Here is a 15,437-nt window from a genome sequence, read left to right on the forward strand (position 1 = left end):
GACGCTTATCCGTAAATGGTGGCAACCAGATCGCGCAGCGCCTGCTGCATGTCGGCCTCATCGGTCAGGGGTTCGACGATGGCAGCCTCAATCGCCTGATTGACCCCCATGCCCCCAGCCATCAGCGTGGCGGCATAGATCAGCAGACGGGTCGAAACACCCTCTTCGAGGTCCATGCCCGACAGCGCCCGAATATGCCCGCCCAGACGGACCAGAGGCGCGACACGGCCCGGTTCAAGACGGCTTTCACGAGCCACGACGGCGATCTCGGTCTCTTCGTTGGGGAAGTCGAACGAGATCGACAGGAATCGCTGCCGGGTCGAGGGTTTCAGCCGCTTCAACACGTTCTGATAACCGGGGTTATAAGAGGCCACGAGCATGAAGCCCGGAGGCGCCACCAGTTCCTCGCCGGTGCGGTCGATCATCAGCGTGCGGCGCGTGTCGGTGAGCGGGTGCAACACCACGGTCACGTCCTTGCGGGCCTCGACCACCTCATCAAGGTAACAGATACCGCCTTCGCGTACTGCGCGGGTGAGCGGGCCATCGACCCAGACGGTTTCCCCGCCCTTGAGCAGGTAGCGCCCGATCAGGTCGGCCGCCGACAGGTCGTCATGGCAGGCAACGGTATAAAGCGGTTTGCCCATTTTGGCCGCCATGTGTTCGACAAAGCGTGTCTTGCCGCAGCCGGTCGGCCCCTTCAGAAGAAGGGGCAAACCATTGTCATAGGCCGTCTCGAACAGCTCGCATTCACGCGCGACAGGCTGATAGAACGGCAGGGTCGGAGGGGTTTGCATGTTCATGACTTACTCTCCGGGAACCGAGCTGGCCGAACCGGGCGTGATGATCTCTTGCTTGCGCACGACCAGCATCGAGTAGATGAACAGCAGCGCACCGAGCACCACGGCGGCACCCGCGCCAAACCGCATCAGATAGAAGACGGACAGAGCATCCTGAACATCCATGTAGTAGTCGCCGACCACCCGCTGCATATGGGTCTGGATGGTGCCCGCGAAAGTCAGCACGAAGGTCATGAACGCCATGCCGCCGGTCATCAGCCAGAACGAGGCCATGTTCAGCACTTGATTGTAGGGCGCGCGGCCCCGCAGCATCGGCATCGCGTAGGTGAAGACCGCCAGGTTCAGCGCCACATAGGCCCCGTAAAAGGCAAGGTGGCCATGAGCTGCGGTGATCTGCGTGCCGTGGCTGTAGAAGTTGACCCCGTGCAGAGTGTGCAGGAAGCCCCAGACACCGGCGCCGAAAAAGGCCACGGTCGACGACCCCAGCGACCACAGCAGCGCCGCCTTGTTCGGGTGGTTCTTGCGGCCCTTCCAGACCATGACGAAGGCAAAGCTCATCATCAGGAAGAAAGGGATCACCTCGAAAGTCGAGAAGATCGAGCCGATCCATTGCCAGTAGCCCGGCAGACCGATCCAGTAGAAATGGTGCCCGGTGCCGAGAATGCCGGAAAACAGCGCAGTGGCGACGATGACATAGAGCCATTTTTCCACCACTTCCCGGTCCACGCCTGTCAGCTTGAGCAGCAGGAAGGCGAGGATGGCGGCCATCACCAGCTCCCATGTCGCTTCGACCCACAGGTGCACGACGAACCACCAGTACATCTTGTCGAGGCTCAGGTTGTCCGGGTTGATGAACGCAAACACCCAGAGCAGCGACAGCAGCCACAGGCCCATCAGCAGAACGTTAGTGATCGCTGTCTTCTTGCCCGCCAGAACGGTCATCGAGACGTTGAACAGAAAGATCAGCGCCGCGACAAGGATGCCGAACTTGACCCACAGGGGCTGTTCAAGAAACTCACGCCCGCCGTGGATGCCGACCAGATATGAGCCGACCGCACCCAGCGTCCCCACCAGAAGGATGATGAGTTGTAGATAGGCCAGTTTGACCGAGTAGATCTCGCGCTCGGATTCCTCGGGGATGAGGAAGTACGCCGCCCCGAAGAAGCCCAGCAGCAGCCAGACGATCAGCGCGTTGGTGTGGATCATACGGATGATGTTGAACGGCAGAAGTTCGGCCAGGAAGTTGGGCGAGACATAGATCCAGCCAGCCAGAAGCCCGCCCAGCACCTGAATGCCGAACAGGGCGATTGCAGCCAGAAAATAGTAATACGCCACTTTTTGAGATTGGTATTTCATGTGATTTCTCCTTCGTGCCGCTTAGCCAGCGTCATTGGGCGGCCAGCCCTGCGTGTCGGTCTGATCCGCCCAGCGAAGGAACTCGGCAAGGCCGCGCATCTCTTCTTCGGTCAGATCGAAATAGGGCATCTGGCGGCGACCCTCGACGCCTGAGGGCTGCGCCTTCATCCAGCCATCGAGGATTTCATAGGCGTCCTCGGGCGAGTCCATGACGTCCCAGCGGGTCATCACGTTGCCCAACTCTGGGGCGAAATAAGCGCCCTCACCATGCAGGCTATGACAGTTGATGCAGGAATGGCGTTCCCAGACATGTTTGCCCAGGACAACCTCTTCGCTGAGTTCCATGCCTGCGGTTGACGTATTAACCACGTAGCGGTGGCTGTGGACGGTCATCGCCACGAAGATCACGACGAAAAAGATCGAGCCCCCGTAGAAGATGTTTCGCGCCCGCGATTTGGTTAAGATTTCAGCCATGCGTCGGCCTCCTTCAGATCGGGATGCCTATTGCTAGCCCGAGCGAAGAAGGCACTGTTTGCGCCAGCGCAACGTTTGGAACGGTTCCAAGCCTAAAGTCGAGGGTGAGAGGAACCCCAATGCCTTGCCCGAACATTGACGATCCAGACCTGACGCTTGCGGATCTTATGACGCAATGGCCGCAGACAATTCGTGTTTTCCTGAAACACGGAATGTTATGTGTCGGATGTCTTGTGAACCCGTTTCACACCATCTCAGACGCCTGTCTGGAATACGATCTGGATGAAACGGCCTTTTTGGAAGAGCTGAAGAGCGCAATTTCCAACTGTGCCTGACCGGACGGCTAGCCCTGGCTGAGCTCGACCAGCGCGTGGGGATCACATACTTTGATGCGCTTGCGTTTGCTTTCAACGATACCCTGCTTTTCCCATGCGCTCAGCAATCGGCTGACCGTATGCAAGGTGGTCGCTGTAAGCTCCGAGAGATCCTGTCGGGTGATGGGAAAGTCAATCTCAATCCCATCCTCCACCTTGCGACCGGTCTGATTGATCAGACGCAAGAGCGCGTTAGCTACGCGCTGTTCCACCTGTTGCGTCGCAAGCTCCACAATACGGGTGTTCATTTCTCCTACACGGTGGCCAACCGTCTTGTAGGTTTCAGTGGCGAAACCGTCATATTCGGTGACGAAAGTATCCCACAGTCTGGTGGGCCAGCTCAGTGCAATGGACTCTGTCGCCGTGACTGCCGTGGCTGGATAAGTCTCGCGCCCGATCGCCTTTGCAATTCCCAGAAGTTGACCTGCTGGGATATGCAACGCGGTGACCTGCTCACCGGTCTGCGTGACCCGCACCACCCGAACATAGCCATCCAGCAACATGAAGAAACGATCGGCCGGGTCTTCTTCTTCAAAGATATGCGCACCCGCTTCATAGCGGCGCGAACTGGCCTGATCCAGAATCGTGCGGATTTGCCGACGATCCAGTTTTGAGAATGGTGGCAAATGCGTCAGCAGGCTTTCATCAAGCCGCGGCAATATTTTCTTGGCTGCTTCCATCATGGCTTACCTGATTTGGCACAATCACAGCCGCAAAACCAGATCGTAACGGTCAGTGTTTCCCGAAAACGCAGCAAACCTTGCGCCAGCGCAAATTACAGATCGCAGAAATCAATAGAGTCAGGCCCAAGAGATCATTCAGGAAAGGACAATTCGATGATCCGCACGCTTACAACCGGCGCTGCACTGGCCACCCTGCTGGCTGGTGCCGCCTTCGCGGAAACCTTCGAGGTGCAAATGCTCAATAAAGGCAGTGATGGCGAGCGCATGGTGTTCGAACCCGCGTTTATCCATGCTGCTCCGGGCGACACGATCAAGTTCATCGCATCGGACAAGGGCCACAACGCTGAAACAGCCAAAGGCATGCTTCCTGATGGCGCCGAGCCCTTCAAGGGCAAGATCAACGAGGAAATCGAAGTCACGCTGGATACCGAAGGCGTCTATGGCGTGATCTGCAAACCCCATTACGCGATGGGCATGGTGATGACCATTGCGGTGGGTGACGTCGCGGTTCCCGAAGATTTCCTTGAAGGCCGCGTCCCCAAAAAAGCCAAGGCGCGTTTCACAGCTCAACTTGAAAACTTCTGATCCCCGATACGGCAGCGAAATACTTACCCGCTGCACCCATCCGACCTCAAGGAGGATACCATGACCAAGTTCATCAACCCCGGCCTCATGAAAACCAGCCGCCGCAATGTGTTGCGAGGATCGGTTCTGGCAGGCGCTGCAGCAATGACCGGCGCAGGTGCCATGGCAGCTCGTCGTACACCAATGCCACTCAAGGCAGATGCAACCTCGGCAAAACTCTACAAAGTTGCGGGTGAACAAACGGCTGACAGCACAGCCAAATCGGCGGATTTGTCTGGTTATACCCGTATTAAACAGGAGCTCGTTGCACCACCCTTTGCACCAGAGCACGAGCAGGTGGCCACAGGCGGACCAAAGATCATCGAAATCACCATGGAGACAACCGAACGTCTTATGGTCGTTGACGAGGATACCGGCGCGTCTGTCTGGGCACTAACCTACAATGGTTCAGTCCCAGGCCCGCTGATCATCTGCCACGAAGGCGACATGATCGAGCTGACCCTGCGCAATCCCGAAGACAGCGTGATGGAACATAATATCGACTTCCATGCTTCGACTGGTGCCTTGGGCGGCGGTGGCCTGACCCACGTCTATCCGGGCGAAGAGACTGTTCTGCGCTGGAAGGCGACCAAACCTGGTTGCTTCACTTATCACTGTGCGCCAGGCGGAGCGATGATCCCGTATCACGTCACCCACGGCATGAATGGTGCGGTGATGGTACTGCCACGCGATGGCCTGAAGGACAAGGACGGTAACCCGCTGAAATACGACAAGATCGCCTATATCGGTGAGCAGGATTACTACCTGCCCAAAGATGAAAACGGCGAGTTTAAAACCTACGAAGTTGCAGGGGATGATTACGCCGACAGCCTGGATGCGATGCGTACTCTGACACCGACCCATTCGGTCTTTAATGGTGCAGTTGGTGCTTTGACTGGTGAAAATGCGCTCAAGTTCAATGTGGGCGAGACGGTTCTGATGATCCACAACCAGGCAAACCGTGACACCCGTCCGCACCTGATTGGTGGTCACGGCAACTATGTCTGGGAAACTTCGTTCAGCGATGATCCTCTGACCGGTGTCGAAACTTGGTTCGTTCGCGGAGGGTGTGCAGCGGCTGCGATGTACACGTTTGAACAGCCCGGCGTTTATGCCTATGTGAACCACAATCTGATCGAAGCTGCGCTTCTTGGAGCCACCGCGCACTTCATCGTTGAAGGTGAGTGGGACAATAACCTGATGGAACAGGTTGTAGCACCCCGCCCATTTGCAACCTGATTTCGGGAACCAAACAATCATGAAAACCGTCGCCACACATAAATTCACCCAACCGATCGTCATCATCGGGGTTGGTGCAGCAGTGGCGGCGGCTCTGGCCGGAGGGGTGTTCTTGCTGAACACCCCTCTTCCCGCATCTCAACCACCACCTGAAATGGCTGAAAGGCCGGTTACTCTGCCAGATGGTGAACAGCTTTATGTACAGCGTCACGAGGTGACGGTTGCAGAATGGAACCTTTGCCATGCCGATGGCGGTTGCACCCTGAAATTGCATACTCGCAATGGGTTCACACCCGATACAACACCAGCAACCGGTCTCAGCTTTGTTGACGTTTCCGAATATCTTCGCTGGTTTAACGAAGCTACGCGGCACGATTTCCGGCTGCCCACAACCGCAGAGTGGGAACATATGGCCCAAACGGTCCTGCCAGAAGAACCGGATCCAATCTTTACTGACCCATCGCTGACTTGGGCCTCAAGCTACCTCAATGAAGGCCTCACACCCAGAGCTTTGAAGCCACAGGGCAGCTTTTCAACCTCGCCCGAAGGTGTCGTTGATCTGGATGGCAGCGTCTGGGAATGGACGCAGGAATGCTACTCAGGGACAGAAGCCGATCCTGATCGCTGTCCGGCCTTTTTCGTCGGCGGCGAACATCTGGCCGCCGTGCCATTCCTTGTTCGCGACCCCGCCCGAGGTGGCTGCGCTGTTGGCTCGCCTCCTGCTCATCTGGGTATGCGTCTGGTATCGGATACACCGGTCGGAAGTTAACAGGTCAGATACCATGCTGCCTCAAGTTCGAATGCGGAACGCTAGTTACTCGCCAGACGTTTCGTAATTTCCGACAAACGCGACCATGACTGCAGTGTGATCGGCAATGCCAATGCCGCCTCTGTGAATTCCCAAGAATAGCTGACGATAGAAAAGATAGCTCCCGCTGTTACTCCAAGCTGAGTGGTCGCAAACCACAGGTTAAACAGCAGCATTCCCAGAAGCAGTATAAAGATCGCGCCGTATAGCACCGCCTCGACATCCGACAGGGCAACTTCATAGCGGCGCAGTCTCAGCAGATGCAGCAGAACAGGTCGGTCGCGCCGTGTTTCGAGTATACTGACCTGCTGCTCACTCTGATGGTTGAGCGCCCCGTTCCAGCGATAGAAGCCGCTGTGGAACAGAGAGTAGATAAGGACCATCCCAATCAGCACCACCGCTGCCGCCAATGCCAAAGTGGGCGAAAACAGATACAACAACACAATCGCAGCAACGAACTGTACGGTGCCAGCGATTGCCTCGGGCAAAATGCCTTCCAGAAAATCGGCCAACTCGCGGCCCATTCCGAGACGCGCATTCAGCTTTGACACAGGCAAATCGCGTGACCGCGCGACCTGCGCTTTGCCAATCTCAACACGCATAGTGCCATAGACGCGCGTGTCGTAGATGCGTCGGATCACGCTCAGTACGATCAGCACGAATAGCAATGCGGCTAGCTGGGCTAAGGCACGGGTTTCCCCGGCCAAAAGCCCATCAATTGCAAACCCGATGAAAAGCGGGATCAATACGGTGATCCCTGTCTCGGACAGGATCAAAAGCCAGGTCAATCCAACCTGCCAGCGGAAAACACGCAGCAGCGTACCGATCGAAAAGGTCTGCCCGTTCAGCATTGCAGTTTACTTGTCGTAGTAGAGGCTGATGCTGACATCCCCCGGCATGACCGAGGCCGCCGCGAAATCGGTATCAAACTCTGGTGTTGGCACTCCGGATGCGCCGATCCCTTCCAGCAACCGCTCACCTTCCATGTTCAGGTTCTGGTCGCCGTTTTCATCATGCAGCGCCAGCACTGCATACGGACCTTTGTTCAGCGCTTTGAATTCGTGCTGCACCACGCCTTGCTTTGCCGGAACCTCGGCATAGTCAACAGCCTTGGTCATATCCAGTGTGTCGAAAGCATTGGCGTCGTCAAACACGATGATCAACAGCTTTCCATTAGCGTTGCGGACGCCTTCAACCGTTAGCGCAATGCCATCCGCCAAGGCTGGGGCAGAAAACGCAAGCGTCGCGAGTACAGAATAGAAAATAGAACGTGTCATGTTGTGGACCTCTGTTGATAGGATTGAGAAGGGGTCTTGCGGAAGAGCGCGATGAAATCTTCTGAGATCGCGATCAGCACCGGCACTAGGATCAGCATCAAGGCCGTGCCGAATAGTTCTCCGAAGGCAAGCGATACAGCCGCAGGGATCAGGTACTGCGCCTGTTCTGACGTCTCGGTCAGCAACGGCAGCAAGCCGATCACCGTAGTAGCAGTGGTCAGAAAGATAGCTTTGAAGCGACCGATACCTGCGCTGTGAATGGCACGGTCGACGGTGTCACCTTCGTCGCGCACCTGATTGTAGCGGGTTATCATCACCAGGCTGTCGTTCACGACCACACCGGTCAGTGCGAGCATTCCAAAGAAGGAAAAGAGCGACAGGGACACACCCATAATCATGTGTCCGACAGCTGCCGAGATGAAGCCAAATGGAACGATGGCCAGGATGACAAATGGCTGCCAATAGCTTTTCAGCGGCACGGCCATCAGTACATAGATCAGGACTGCCGCCAGCAGAAGCGCCCGTTTCAGGCCACCGCTGATATCTCCCATTTCTTCCAGCTCGCCGGCGGGCAAGACCTTTACGCTCGGGTACTTGGCCGTCAATTCCGGCACAAGCTGTTCAAAAACAGCCTGAGCAACCTCTTCCGGAGCCACAAGGTCCCGGTCAATCGAGGCAGCAACAACATTCATGCGCCGCCCGTCGCGACGCTGAATCGTTCCCGAAACATAGCTGCCCTGCACATCGGCCACAGTTTCCAGCGGAACCCATGCACCATTGGTGCTACGCAACCTTGTCTGCATCAGGTCTTCGATCGTGTCCCGATTGGTACGCCCGTTCTGAACGACAACTCTCACCTCTGAACCGTCACGGCGCAGTTTAGTCACTTCGGCACCGCCAAATCCGAACCCGATCTGGCTGGCCAGAGTTTCAGCATTGAACCCTAAGCTACGCGCATCCGGACGCAGGCTCAGTTTGAGTTCAGGTTGCCCACCGACCAAACCATCGCGGATGTTGCTGACACCTTCGATATCAGCCAGAAATTCCTGCATTTCTTCGCTGGCCAGGCGCAACAGATCCTCGTCCTTGGACATCAGCCGGATACGGAAGCCACCAGCGAGTTCTTCTGACCCTGTAAATTCAAGCTCGGTCGCCCCTTCGACTTCTCCCACACGTTCACGCCATTCTCGGACGACATCCAGGATTGGTACTTGAGGCCGTTCAGCCACTGGCAACATTTCGGCAAAAATCTGGGCGCTGCCTGAGCTATTGATAATGGTAAAAATGGTCTGGATCGGGGGCGAAACCATGCCCGTATCTGCTGCGAGTTCAGCGTTCAGTTCCTCACCAACTGCTTCGATCCGATCAACATTTTCACGTGTCAGTGCGAAGGGCGCACGCGCATCCATTTCCAGGTTAACAGTAATTATCTGCCCGGGAACATCTGGGAAGAAGACGGTTTTGACCTTCCCTTTGTACATCAGTCCCAAACCAAGCGTCGCCGCCGCAATGAACAGGACTAGAACTGCGTAACGTTGCCGTACCGAGGCGACTAAGACCGGTTGATAAATATGGTCGCGGAACCAAATCAAGCCGCCCTGAGCTGCATCCTGAATTCGCCCCCAAATCCGGGTCAGCAAATATCGACGCTCCTGCCCCAGCGGGACATGCGCCAGATGGGCGGGCAAGATGAACTTACTTTCGATCAGCGAAAAGATCAGCGTCAGGATCACGATGCCTGAGAAACCAGCCAGCACTTTGCCCAGCGGATTATCGATCAGCAACATGGGGAAAAACGCCGCGATGGTTGTGAGCACGCCAAAAACCGTCGCAACAGCAACCCGGTTCACTCCGCGCTCGGTGCCCTTGATCGGGTCCTTTTCCTTACTTCGCTCTTCAAAGACGCTTTCGCCAACAACAACTGCGTCATCTACCAGAATGCCCAAGGCAATGATCAGGCCAAAGGTCGTCACATCATTCAGGGAATAATCGATCCATCTTGAGCCCGAAACCGCGATCGCGCCCATAACTGAGATCGGGATCCCCATGGCCACCCAAAACGCCAGCCGTACATTCAAAAAGACCGACAGCATCAGCGTCACAAGGATCAAGCCCTGCACCCCGTTCGATCGCAACAGCTCGAGGCGATCCGAGATGTATCCCGCACTGTCACCCCATATTTCGGCCTGAATCTGCGGGGGCAACTGGTGACTGAAATCGTCAACGGTATCGCGGACAACGCGGCTGATCTCGAGCAAGTTTTCCTTCTGCCCGATCAGAACTTCCATGCCGACGGTTGGATTGCCGTTCAGGCGGAACAGAAACTCTCCATCCAGAAAGCCATCTTCAATCGTTGCAAGATCACCGAGCGGCACAAATGACCCGTCATCCCGTTCGATAACCGGCAACTCAGCATATTCAGGTGCATATTTTGCCCGGTCGTCAGCGCGCAGAAAGATGGTGCCGCCTTCGGTGCGCAATTGACCGGCCTGAAAGGTCAGTGAGTTCCCCCGAATGGCGCGGGTGATATCTGAAACAGTCAACCCGTATTGGCGCAAACGCTCGGGGTCGATCTCGATACGCAACTCACGCGGGATCAGCCCCCAGATGTTCAGGCGCGACAACTCTGGCTGGGCCAGAAGGTCTTCCTTGAGCCGTTGTGCCAAGGTCTGCAATGTGGCCGGATCCGCGTCGCCATGCAGGTTTACATAAAGCGCAGGAAAGTCATATCCCGACGCCTCAATCACTGGTCGGCGCGCTTTGTCTGGCAGGTCCGTCAGGCCGTCGATGCGAATACGCACCCGATCCAGAACTGCCTGCAGTTTCTCACCTCCGGCTCTGCGCACTGAGATCGTGCTAAGACCGTTTTGCGAACGTGATGAGATACTGCGTACACCTTCCAGACCCTCGAGCGCTTGCTCGACCTTCTGGGTAATAAGTTCATCCACCTGCTCGGCAGTGGAATCTGGATACTCGATCGAGATCGTGACGCTTTCAGGTGGAATACGCGGGAACCCTTCGATACGGATATTCATCAGGGTCTGCACACCAAGAAAAAGGATCAGCGCCATCAGCAGGTTGGCGGCGACCGGATTGCGGATGAACCAGGATGTCAGGGTGTGCATGGCTTAACCCTCATCAACGCGGGGGGTGACGCGCTGACCCGGCAGAAACGACGCAAGCGGAGTTTTCGCGATGTGCCAGGGGCCCTGCCCTTCGGGCGCAGTAATTGTCACTGCGTTATCAGCGCGGAACAGAATATGCGGCTTGATCCGTTGCAACAGATTGCCGCCATCAACCACCCAAACATAACCTGCGCGGGTCAATGAGCTTTCGGGAAAGGTCAGTGTGTCAGAAATCGTTCTTCCGGGAATGGATACCCGCACAAAGTCACCTGCAAGCACCCGCTCATCCGGCTCGGAAACCTCCAGAAAAACGCGCATCTGCCGTGTTTCCTGATTCAGAAACCCCCCGCCCCGACGGATACGCGCCTGCCCGATCCGGTCACCATTGCGAAGCGTCAGAGTGGCCAGAGATCCGGAAATTGGATGCTGTAGCAACGCCCAGTCGTCCTGATTGAATTCTGCGACCAACTCAAACTGGCGATCGTCGGACAATCGCACTAAAGGATCGCCCGGACTAACAGTTTGCCCGAGGCTGGCAGCGCGTTTGGTGACAAAACCGGAAAACGGCGCACTTACCTCGGTATCTGCCAGATCGCGCTGCGCTGCATTCAGTCTTGATTTCGCCGAGGCTACGGTCTTTTCCGCAATACGCAGTTGCGGCAAACGAATAGCAAGTTCCGTCGGAGGTTCTTTTTTATCACGCTCGAATTGGCGGCGCGCAACAGTAACGTCGTTTTGCGCCCGCAACAAAGCCAATTGCGCTTGCTCCAGTTCCATTTCGGCTGCAGCAACCGCGCTTTCATACTGCGCCTTTTCGACAGAAAACAACGGATCACCCAAATCAACCCTTGATCCGGCAAGCGCGCCATCGTGCACGGCAGTAATTCGTCCGGTCACCGCAGAGCGAAGCTCGGCATCCCATCGTGGCCGGACCTCTGCAAAAGTTGAAATCTCTGCCTGAACAGCTTGCGCGGACACTGAGACCACCGAAACCATGGGTGGAGGCGGTGGCGTATCCGTTTTTTGAACATCAATTGTGTCTTCGGCTTCGAACACCAAAAGCACCACGGCAATCAGAAGCGACAACGAGAGGCCGATCCATAACCATCGGCGCCAGTGCGTTCCGCCTTTTGCATTAGGTTCTTCAGGCATGTTCGAAGCCTTTCAATTGCGATCAGAATCAGTGAGCCAACTTGCATAGGCTGGCTTTTCGCTATATACTATGAACGATCGTTCGTTCAATATGTGACATAAAAAATGACCGAGAGCCAAAGCAAACAAGCCACCAAACGTGACAAAGCCACCGCCAAACGGCGCAACCAGATACTGGAAGCAGCGGTGATGTGCTTTCTTGAGCGCGGATATCACCAGACTGGTGTTCGCGACATCGCCGCTCGGGCCGGCGTTAGCCTGGGAAACCTGTACAATCACTTCCCCGGCAAGCACGATGTTCTGGTTGAGATCGCTGCACTGGAACGGCAGGAGATGGAGCCGTTTCTCAAAATTCTCGCAGAGCGATCTACTGCCCCGCGCGTTCTGAACAAATTCATAAAGGCTTATGCCAAATACCTGGCTGCCCCAGAGAACGTCATTCTGAGTGTGGAAATCGCCAGCGAAGCAATACGCCAGCCGGATATTGGGCGGCTTTTTCTGGAAAACCGGAACGAACTTGTCGGGGCACTCACAGATCTGCTCGAACGCGGTACTTCAGAGCATGATTTCCGACAACTCCCTGACTCAAATCAGACATCGCAACTGATAATCGAGACCATCGAGGGCAGCGCTTTTCGCAGCGTATTGATGACGACCCCCATGCGCAAAATCACCAATAATGTTTTGGATTTCATAATGACGTCAGTCGTTTCGCATTGAAGTCTTTGCGGACCTGAACAACGAAAGTCAGATCGTCATAAGAGTGCCGTAACCAGTTACTGAATCTTTGATGCCAATCGCACGCAAGGTTTGCCAATAGACGGCGGCGCTGCAGGCAACAATGGGCTTGCCCAGTTCTGCCTCGAGTTCACCAATTAAGGACACGACGGGCAAAGCGGTCCCAACTTGCAAGACAGCATCGCATTCCGCCGCTCCGACCTCGCGAAACACTGCCCGGATTTTTTCAAGCGATGTTTCGCATATCTCGGGTAAGCTTGGTGCGCAGGTTCCCTTGATCGCAACGACTTCAAATCCCGCAGCTTCGGTATTTGCTTTAACGTGCTGGTCGATTTCAGCATTGAATGGAGTCACAACCGCAACTCTTCTGGCCCCCAGTGCCCGCAGCGCCGCATGATCCGCAGCTGAAGCATTCAGCACCGGTACACCCACCGCCTCCTCCAATTCGGTGCAGCGGCGCGCCAATCTCTCAACACCACCGGGGCCTGCATCCGTGGTCAAGCCGATGCACAACGCAGCAGGATTGCAATCCATCAGCTTCTCAGCTTCTTCGATCAGGTCGTCCGAGACACTGTCACCGCCCAATCGAAAGCGCTGCATCTGATTGGTCACGCCTTCTGGCCTCAACAACTCCAGTTCAGGTTGCACGACTGTGTTCATTGCTGGTGTCATTACACCGATCACAGCACGGGGTGCGAGAGTGTCAGCCATCTCAGTTCCCTTTCAGAAATTCGTTCAACCCGGTCATGCCGCCGATGTAGATCTGTTCCCCTACGATCGCCGCCATCTCGTTTTCCAGTTCCATGTCGCAGTCAAAGCGACTTTCCCAGATACCGAGGGTCTGATCCGTATGCGTGATTGGCACAAACCGATGGGTTGAGACGTAATTTCGAACCGGCAAAGGGCTTTCGATGATATCGTAGGTGTAGAAATGTTCGACATCGGAAAGCTCAAGAAGTGTTTCGCGAAACACCGTCCCATCCACTATGTCCAAATGCCTGATACTGCCCGGTGAGGTTGCCGAACCTGTTTCCATTCTGGCGTTCGCAACGGCCGGGTTCCAACCCGACACACCGTCGAATGCCCGGACAGCAGACCAGACCTGATCAACCGGTGCATCCAGGATCATGCTTCGAAATACGTGCATCGCCACCCCTACTCCTTTGAATTGTAATCAGCTTAGATCGACTATGACCGACAACTGCCTGCAGAAAACGACGCCAAAGATGTCGTTTTGTCTATAGCATCTGCGCCTCGCACCGCATTCCCTGAGCAGACAACAGCAAGTTTGGACCCCGATATTGGCCAGACGGAAAAGGGTTATTCAGGAACCGCTAAAACTGCAGGTAACGCCTCCGCCTCAGGGAGGGCGATTTCAACCTCTTGGTCCCAGACGACTTGCTGAGATCACCGAAGCTGCGTTTTCGATACTTGAGAAGATTGGAATGGCAGATTGCCCGGCCGATATCACCGCCCTCGCGGTTGAAGCCGGAGCCGACCTACGTGACGATGGCCGGGTTTGTTTTCCCAAAACCATGGTGGACGACATAATCGCAAAGGCGGCCCGCCGGGTGAACATTCCGGGATTTGTTGAGGATTTGGGTCTGACCATCGGCGGTGGAAACGTGCATATCGGCACCGGCGGTGCTGCCGTGGAAGTTCCGGATCAAGCTGGTGGATTCCGCGAAGCCCAACTCGCTGACCTCTATCAGCTCATGCAGATCGTTGGTCGCGCGGAGAACATCCACTATGGCGTTCGTCCGATCGTGGCCAGAGACATGCCTTCGCCCTGGGAACTTGACCTAAATACCGGCTTTGCCTGCCTCAAAGCATGCCCAAAACCCATCGGTATAAGTTTTGATAACGCCACCCATGTGCAGAGCGTAGCCGCTATGTTCGATATGGCGCTGGGACAGGATGATGCGTTCAGGCGGCAACCGTTTTGCATGGGCGTAATTGTCCATGCGGTCTCGCCTTTGCGATTTGCGCAAGAAGGTCTTGAGATCATGAAGGCCGCTATAGATGCGGGTATGCCACTGCAGATCTGTACGGCAGCACAAGCAGGTGCGACCAGCCCTGTGACACTCGCAGGTGCTCTGGCGCAAGGACTGGCAGAGGCTTTGGCCGGGCTTGTAATTGCAAATGTTCTCAAGCCCGGGTTTCCAACCATTCTCGCATTCATGCCCTTTATCAGTGATTTGCGCACTGGCGCGATGACCGGTGGTAGCGGAGAAGCCGCTGTTGCCAATGCTGCCGCTGCTCAGTTGCTGCTGAACCTTGGCCTGCCCTCAACCGTTTCTGCAGGCATGACGGATTCCAAGGTACCGGATGCTCAGGCCGGATACGAAAAGGGATACACCGTGGCTCTGGCTGCTCAGGCGGGCGCTGACATGATCAACCTCAGCGTTGGTATGTTGGGTTCACTGATGGTGGCCTCACCCGAGGCATTAGTGATTGACGATGACATGTGTGGCGCCATTCTGCGATCAGTTCGTGGAGTGGAGCTGACGGACGACGCGCTTGATCTTGAGATGATTGAAGCCGTCGCATGTGGACCGGGGCATTTCCTGGGCGAGGCCCAGACCCTTGCTCGAATGAAGAGCGAGTACGTCTACCCATCGCTTGCGGATCGGAAGAGCCTACAGGATTGGCAAGACGCGGGTAGCCCTGATCTTGTGGATCGCGCCCGAGACAAAGTTGACCAGTTGACGGATGAGCCACCCGATCACCTGCCACCGGATCGCGAAGCGGCCATTCGAGCCGCCTTTGACATCAAACTATCATAGGATC

At 55.9% G+C, this 15,437-nt stretch carries 16 protein-coding genes; 6 read left to right on the plus strand and 10 right to left on the minus strand.

Going from position 1 to position 15,437, the window contains the following annotated elements:
* Positions 1–5: 5 nt before the first annotated feature.
* From GOX61_RS16880 to GOX61_RS16890, 3 genes are read right to left on the minus strand one after another with little or no spacing between them, the layout of a single operon-like run.
* A complete protein-coding gene (locus tag GOX61_RS16880; RefSeq protein WP_170335575.1) occupies positions 6–800 on the minus strand; it encodes a CbbQ/NirQ/NorQ/GpvN family protein in 795 nt (264 codons plus the stop codon).
* Positions 801–803: 3 nt separating this feature from the next.
* Positions 804–2,153, minus strand: a complete 1,350-nt coding sequence (locus GOX61_RS16885; protein WP_170335577.1) for a cbb3-type cytochrome c oxidase subunit I — start codon at positions 2,151–2,153, stop codon at positions 804–806.
* Between the two features lie 21 nt (positions 2,154–2,174).
* Positions 2,175–2,627 carry a c-type cytochrome gene (locus GOX61_RS16890; protein ID WP_155147961.1) on the minus strand — a complete coding sequence of 151 codons (453 nt, stop codon included), beginning with the start codon at positions 2,625–2,627 and terminating at the stop codon, positions 2,175–2,177.
* A 119-nt stretch (positions 2,628–2,746) separates the two neighbouring features.
* Here GOX61_RS16890 and GOX61_RS16895 point away from each other — a divergent pair, with 119 nt between their 5' ends.
* Positions 2,747–2,962, plus strand: a complete 216-nt coding sequence (locus tag GOX61_RS16895; RefSeq protein ID WP_155147959.1) for a DUF1858 domain-containing protein — start codon at positions 2,747–2,749, stop codon at positions 2,960–2,962.
* Positions 2,963–2,970: 8 nt separating this feature from the next.
* Here the strand turns inward: GOX61_RS16895 and GOX61_RS16900 are convergent, their stop codons facing one another.
* The gene (locus GOX61_RS16900) at positions 2,971–3,681 is read right to left on the minus strand and encodes a Crp/Fnr family transcriptional regulator (protein WP_170335652.1); all 711 of its coding nucleotides are present in this window, start codon (positions 3,679–3,681) and stop codon (positions 2,971–2,973) included.
* Positions 3,682–3,837: 156 nt separating this feature from the next.
* On the opposite strand from GOX61_RS16900, the gene GOX61_RS16905 reads away from it, so the two are divergent.
* From GOX61_RS16905 to GOX61_RS16915, 3 genes are read left to right on the plus strand one after another with little or no spacing between them, the layout of a single operon-like run.
* Positions 3,838–4,269, plus strand: coding sequence for a pseudoazurin (locus GOX61_RS16905; RefSeq protein ID WP_170335579.1), 432 nt, complete (start codon positions 3,838–3,840; stop codon positions 4,267–4,269).
* A 60-nt stretch (positions 4,270–4,329) separates the two neighbouring features.
* Entirely contained in the window at positions 4,330–5,547 is a 1,218-nt protein-coding gene (gene nirK / locus GOX61_RS16910; protein ID WP_170335581.1) for a copper-containing nitrite reductase, read from the plus strand.
* Positions 5,548–5,566: 19 nt separating this feature from the next.
* Positions 5,567–6,316, plus strand: coding sequence for a formylglycine-generating enzyme family protein (locus GOX61_RS16915; RefSeq protein ID WP_170335590.1), 750 nt, complete (start codon positions 5,567–5,569; stop codon positions 6,314–6,316).
* 41 nt (positions 6,317–6,357) lie between these two features.
* On the opposite strand, the gene GOX61_RS16920 is transcribed toward GOX61_RS16915, so the two are convergent.
* From GOX61_RS16920 to GOX61_RS16935, 4 genes are read right to left on the minus strand one after another with little or no spacing between them, the layout of a single operon-like run.
* Positions 6,358–7,206, minus strand: coding sequence for an ABC transporter six-transmembrane domain-containing protein (locus GOX61_RS16920; RefSeq protein ID WP_170335592.1), 849 nt, complete (start codon positions 7,204–7,206; stop codon positions 6,358–6,360).
* Positions 7,207–7,212: 6 nt separating this feature from the next.
* On the minus strand, positions 7,213–7,632 hold the full coding sequence (locus GOX61_RS16925; protein WP_170335594.1) for a DUF2141 domain-containing protein: 420 nt from the start codon (positions 7,630–7,632) through the stop codon (positions 7,213–7,215).
* Complete coding sequence (locus GOX61_RS16930) at positions 7,629–10,757, minus strand: efflux RND transporter permease subunit (protein WP_170335596.1); 3,129 nt, start codon at positions 10,755–10,757, stop codon at positions 7,629–7,631. Before GOX61_RS16930 ends, GOX61_RS16925 begins: the two co-directional genes overlap by 4 nt.
* Before the next feature lie 3 nt (positions 10,758–10,760).
* Positions 10,761–11,909 carry an efflux RND transporter periplasmic adaptor subunit gene (locus GOX61_RS16935; protein ID WP_170335598.1) on the minus strand — a complete coding sequence of 383 codons (1,149 nt, stop codon included), beginning with the start codon at positions 11,907–11,909 and terminating at the stop codon, positions 10,761–10,763.
* 105 nt (positions 11,910–12,014) lie between these two features.
* Here GOX61_RS16935 and GOX61_RS16940 point away from each other — a divergent pair, with 105 nt between their 5' ends.
* A complete protein-coding gene (locus tag GOX61_RS16940) occupies positions 12,015–12,629 on the plus strand; it encodes a TetR/AcrR family transcriptional regulator (RefSeq protein WP_170335600.1) in 615 nt (204 codons plus the stop codon).
* Positions 12,630–12,656: 27 nt separating this feature from the next.
* Here GOX61_RS16940 and GOX61_RS16945 read toward each other — a convergent pair whose 3' ends face one another.
* Both GOX61_RS16945 and GOX61_RS16950 read right to left on the minus strand, forming a co-directional pair.
* Positions 12,657–13,358 carry a maleate cis-trans isomerase family protein gene (locus GOX61_RS16945; RefSeq protein ID WP_170335601.1) on the minus strand — a complete coding sequence of 234 codons (702 nt, stop codon included), beginning with the start codon at positions 13,356–13,358 and terminating at the stop codon, positions 12,657–12,659.
* 1 nt (position 13,359) lies between these two features.
* The gene (locus GOX61_RS16950) at positions 13,360–13,794 is read right to left on the minus strand and encodes an SRPBCC family protein (protein ID WP_170335603.1); all 435 of its coding nucleotides are present in this window, start codon (positions 13,792–13,794) and stop codon (positions 13,360–13,362) included.
* Positions 13,795–13,948: 154 nt separating this feature from the next.
* Here GOX61_RS16950 and GOX61_RS16955 point away from each other — a divergent pair, with 154 nt between their 5' ends.
* A complete protein-coding gene (locus GOX61_RS16955) occupies positions 13,949–15,433 on the plus strand; it encodes a trimethylamine methyltransferase family protein (RefSeq protein WP_170335605.1) in 1,485 nt (494 codons plus the stop codon).
* The last annotated feature ends 4 nt before the right edge of the window (positions 15,434–15,437 follow it).

The organism is Ruegeria arenilitoris (assembly GCF_013030265.1).
Taxonomy (GTDB): Bacteria; Pseudomonadota; Alphaproteobacteria; order Rhodobacterales; family Rhodobacteraceae; genus Ruegeria; species Ruegeria arenilitoris_E.

What these genes read in the sequence shown, in the direction of transcription:
- GOX61_RS16895 (WP_155147959.1), top strand. Translation starts at nt 2,747, where the DNA reads ATGCCTTGCCCGAACATTGACGATCCAGACCTGACGCTTGCGGATCTT.
- GOX61_RS16925 (WP_170335594.1), bottom strand. Translation starts at nt 7,632, where the DNA reads ATGACACGTTCTATTTTCTATTCTGTACTCGCGACGCTTGCGTTTTCT.
- GOX61_RS16885 (WP_170335577.1), bottom strand. Translation starts at nt 2,153, where the DNA reads ATGAAATACCAATCTCAAAAAGTGGCGTATTACTATTTTCTGGCTGCA.
- GOX61_RS16935 (WP_170335598.1), bottom strand. Translation starts at nt 11,909, where the DNA reads ATGCCTGAAGAACCTAATGCAAAAGGCGGAACGCACTGGCGCCGATGG.
- GOX61_RS16950 (WP_170335603.1), bottom strand. Translation starts at nt 13,794, where the DNA reads ATGCACGTATTTCGAAGCATGATCCTGGATGCACCGGTTGATCAGGTC.
- GOX61_RS16940 (WP_170335600.1), top strand. Translation starts at nt 12,015, where the DNA reads ATGACCGAGAGCCAAAGCAAACAAGCCACCAAACGTGACAAAGCCACC.
- GOX61_RS16900 (WP_170335652.1), bottom strand. Translation starts at nt 3,681, where the DNA reads ATGGAAGCAGCCAAGAAAATATTGCCGCGGCTTGATGAAAGCCTGCTG.
- GOX61_RS16915 (WP_170335590.1), top strand. Translation starts at nt 5,567, where the DNA reads ATGAAAACCGTCGCCACACATAAATTCACCCAACCGATCGTCATCATC.
- GOX61_RS16890 (WP_155147961.1), bottom strand. Translation starts at nt 2,627, where the DNA reads ATGGCTGAAATCTTAACCAAATCGCGGGCGCGAAACATCTTCTACGGG.
- GOX61_RS16945 (WP_170335601.1), bottom strand. Translation starts at nt 13,358, where the DNA reads ATGGCTGACACTCTCGCACCCCGTGCTGTGATCGGTGTAATGACACCA.
- nirK (WP_170335581.1), top strand. Translation starts at nt 4,330, where the DNA reads ATGACCAAGTTCATCAACCCCGGCCTCATGAAAACCAGCCGCCGCAAT.
- GOX61_RS16880 (WP_170335575.1), bottom strand. Translation starts at nt 800, where the DNA reads ATGAACATGCAAACCCCTCCGACCCTGCCGTTCTATCAGCCTGTCGCG.
- GOX61_RS16905 (WP_170335579.1), top strand. Translation starts at nt 3,838, where the DNA reads ATGATCCGCACGCTTACAACCGGCGCTGCACTGGCCACCCTGCTGGCT.
- GOX61_RS16930 (WP_170335596.1), bottom strand. Translation starts at nt 10,757, where the DNA reads ATGCACACCCTGACATCCTGGTTCATCCGCAATCCGGTCGCCGCCAAC.
- GOX61_RS16920 (WP_170335592.1), bottom strand. Translation starts at nt 7,206, where the DNA reads ATGCTGAACGGGCAGACCTTTTCGATCGGTACGCTGCTGCGTGTTTTC.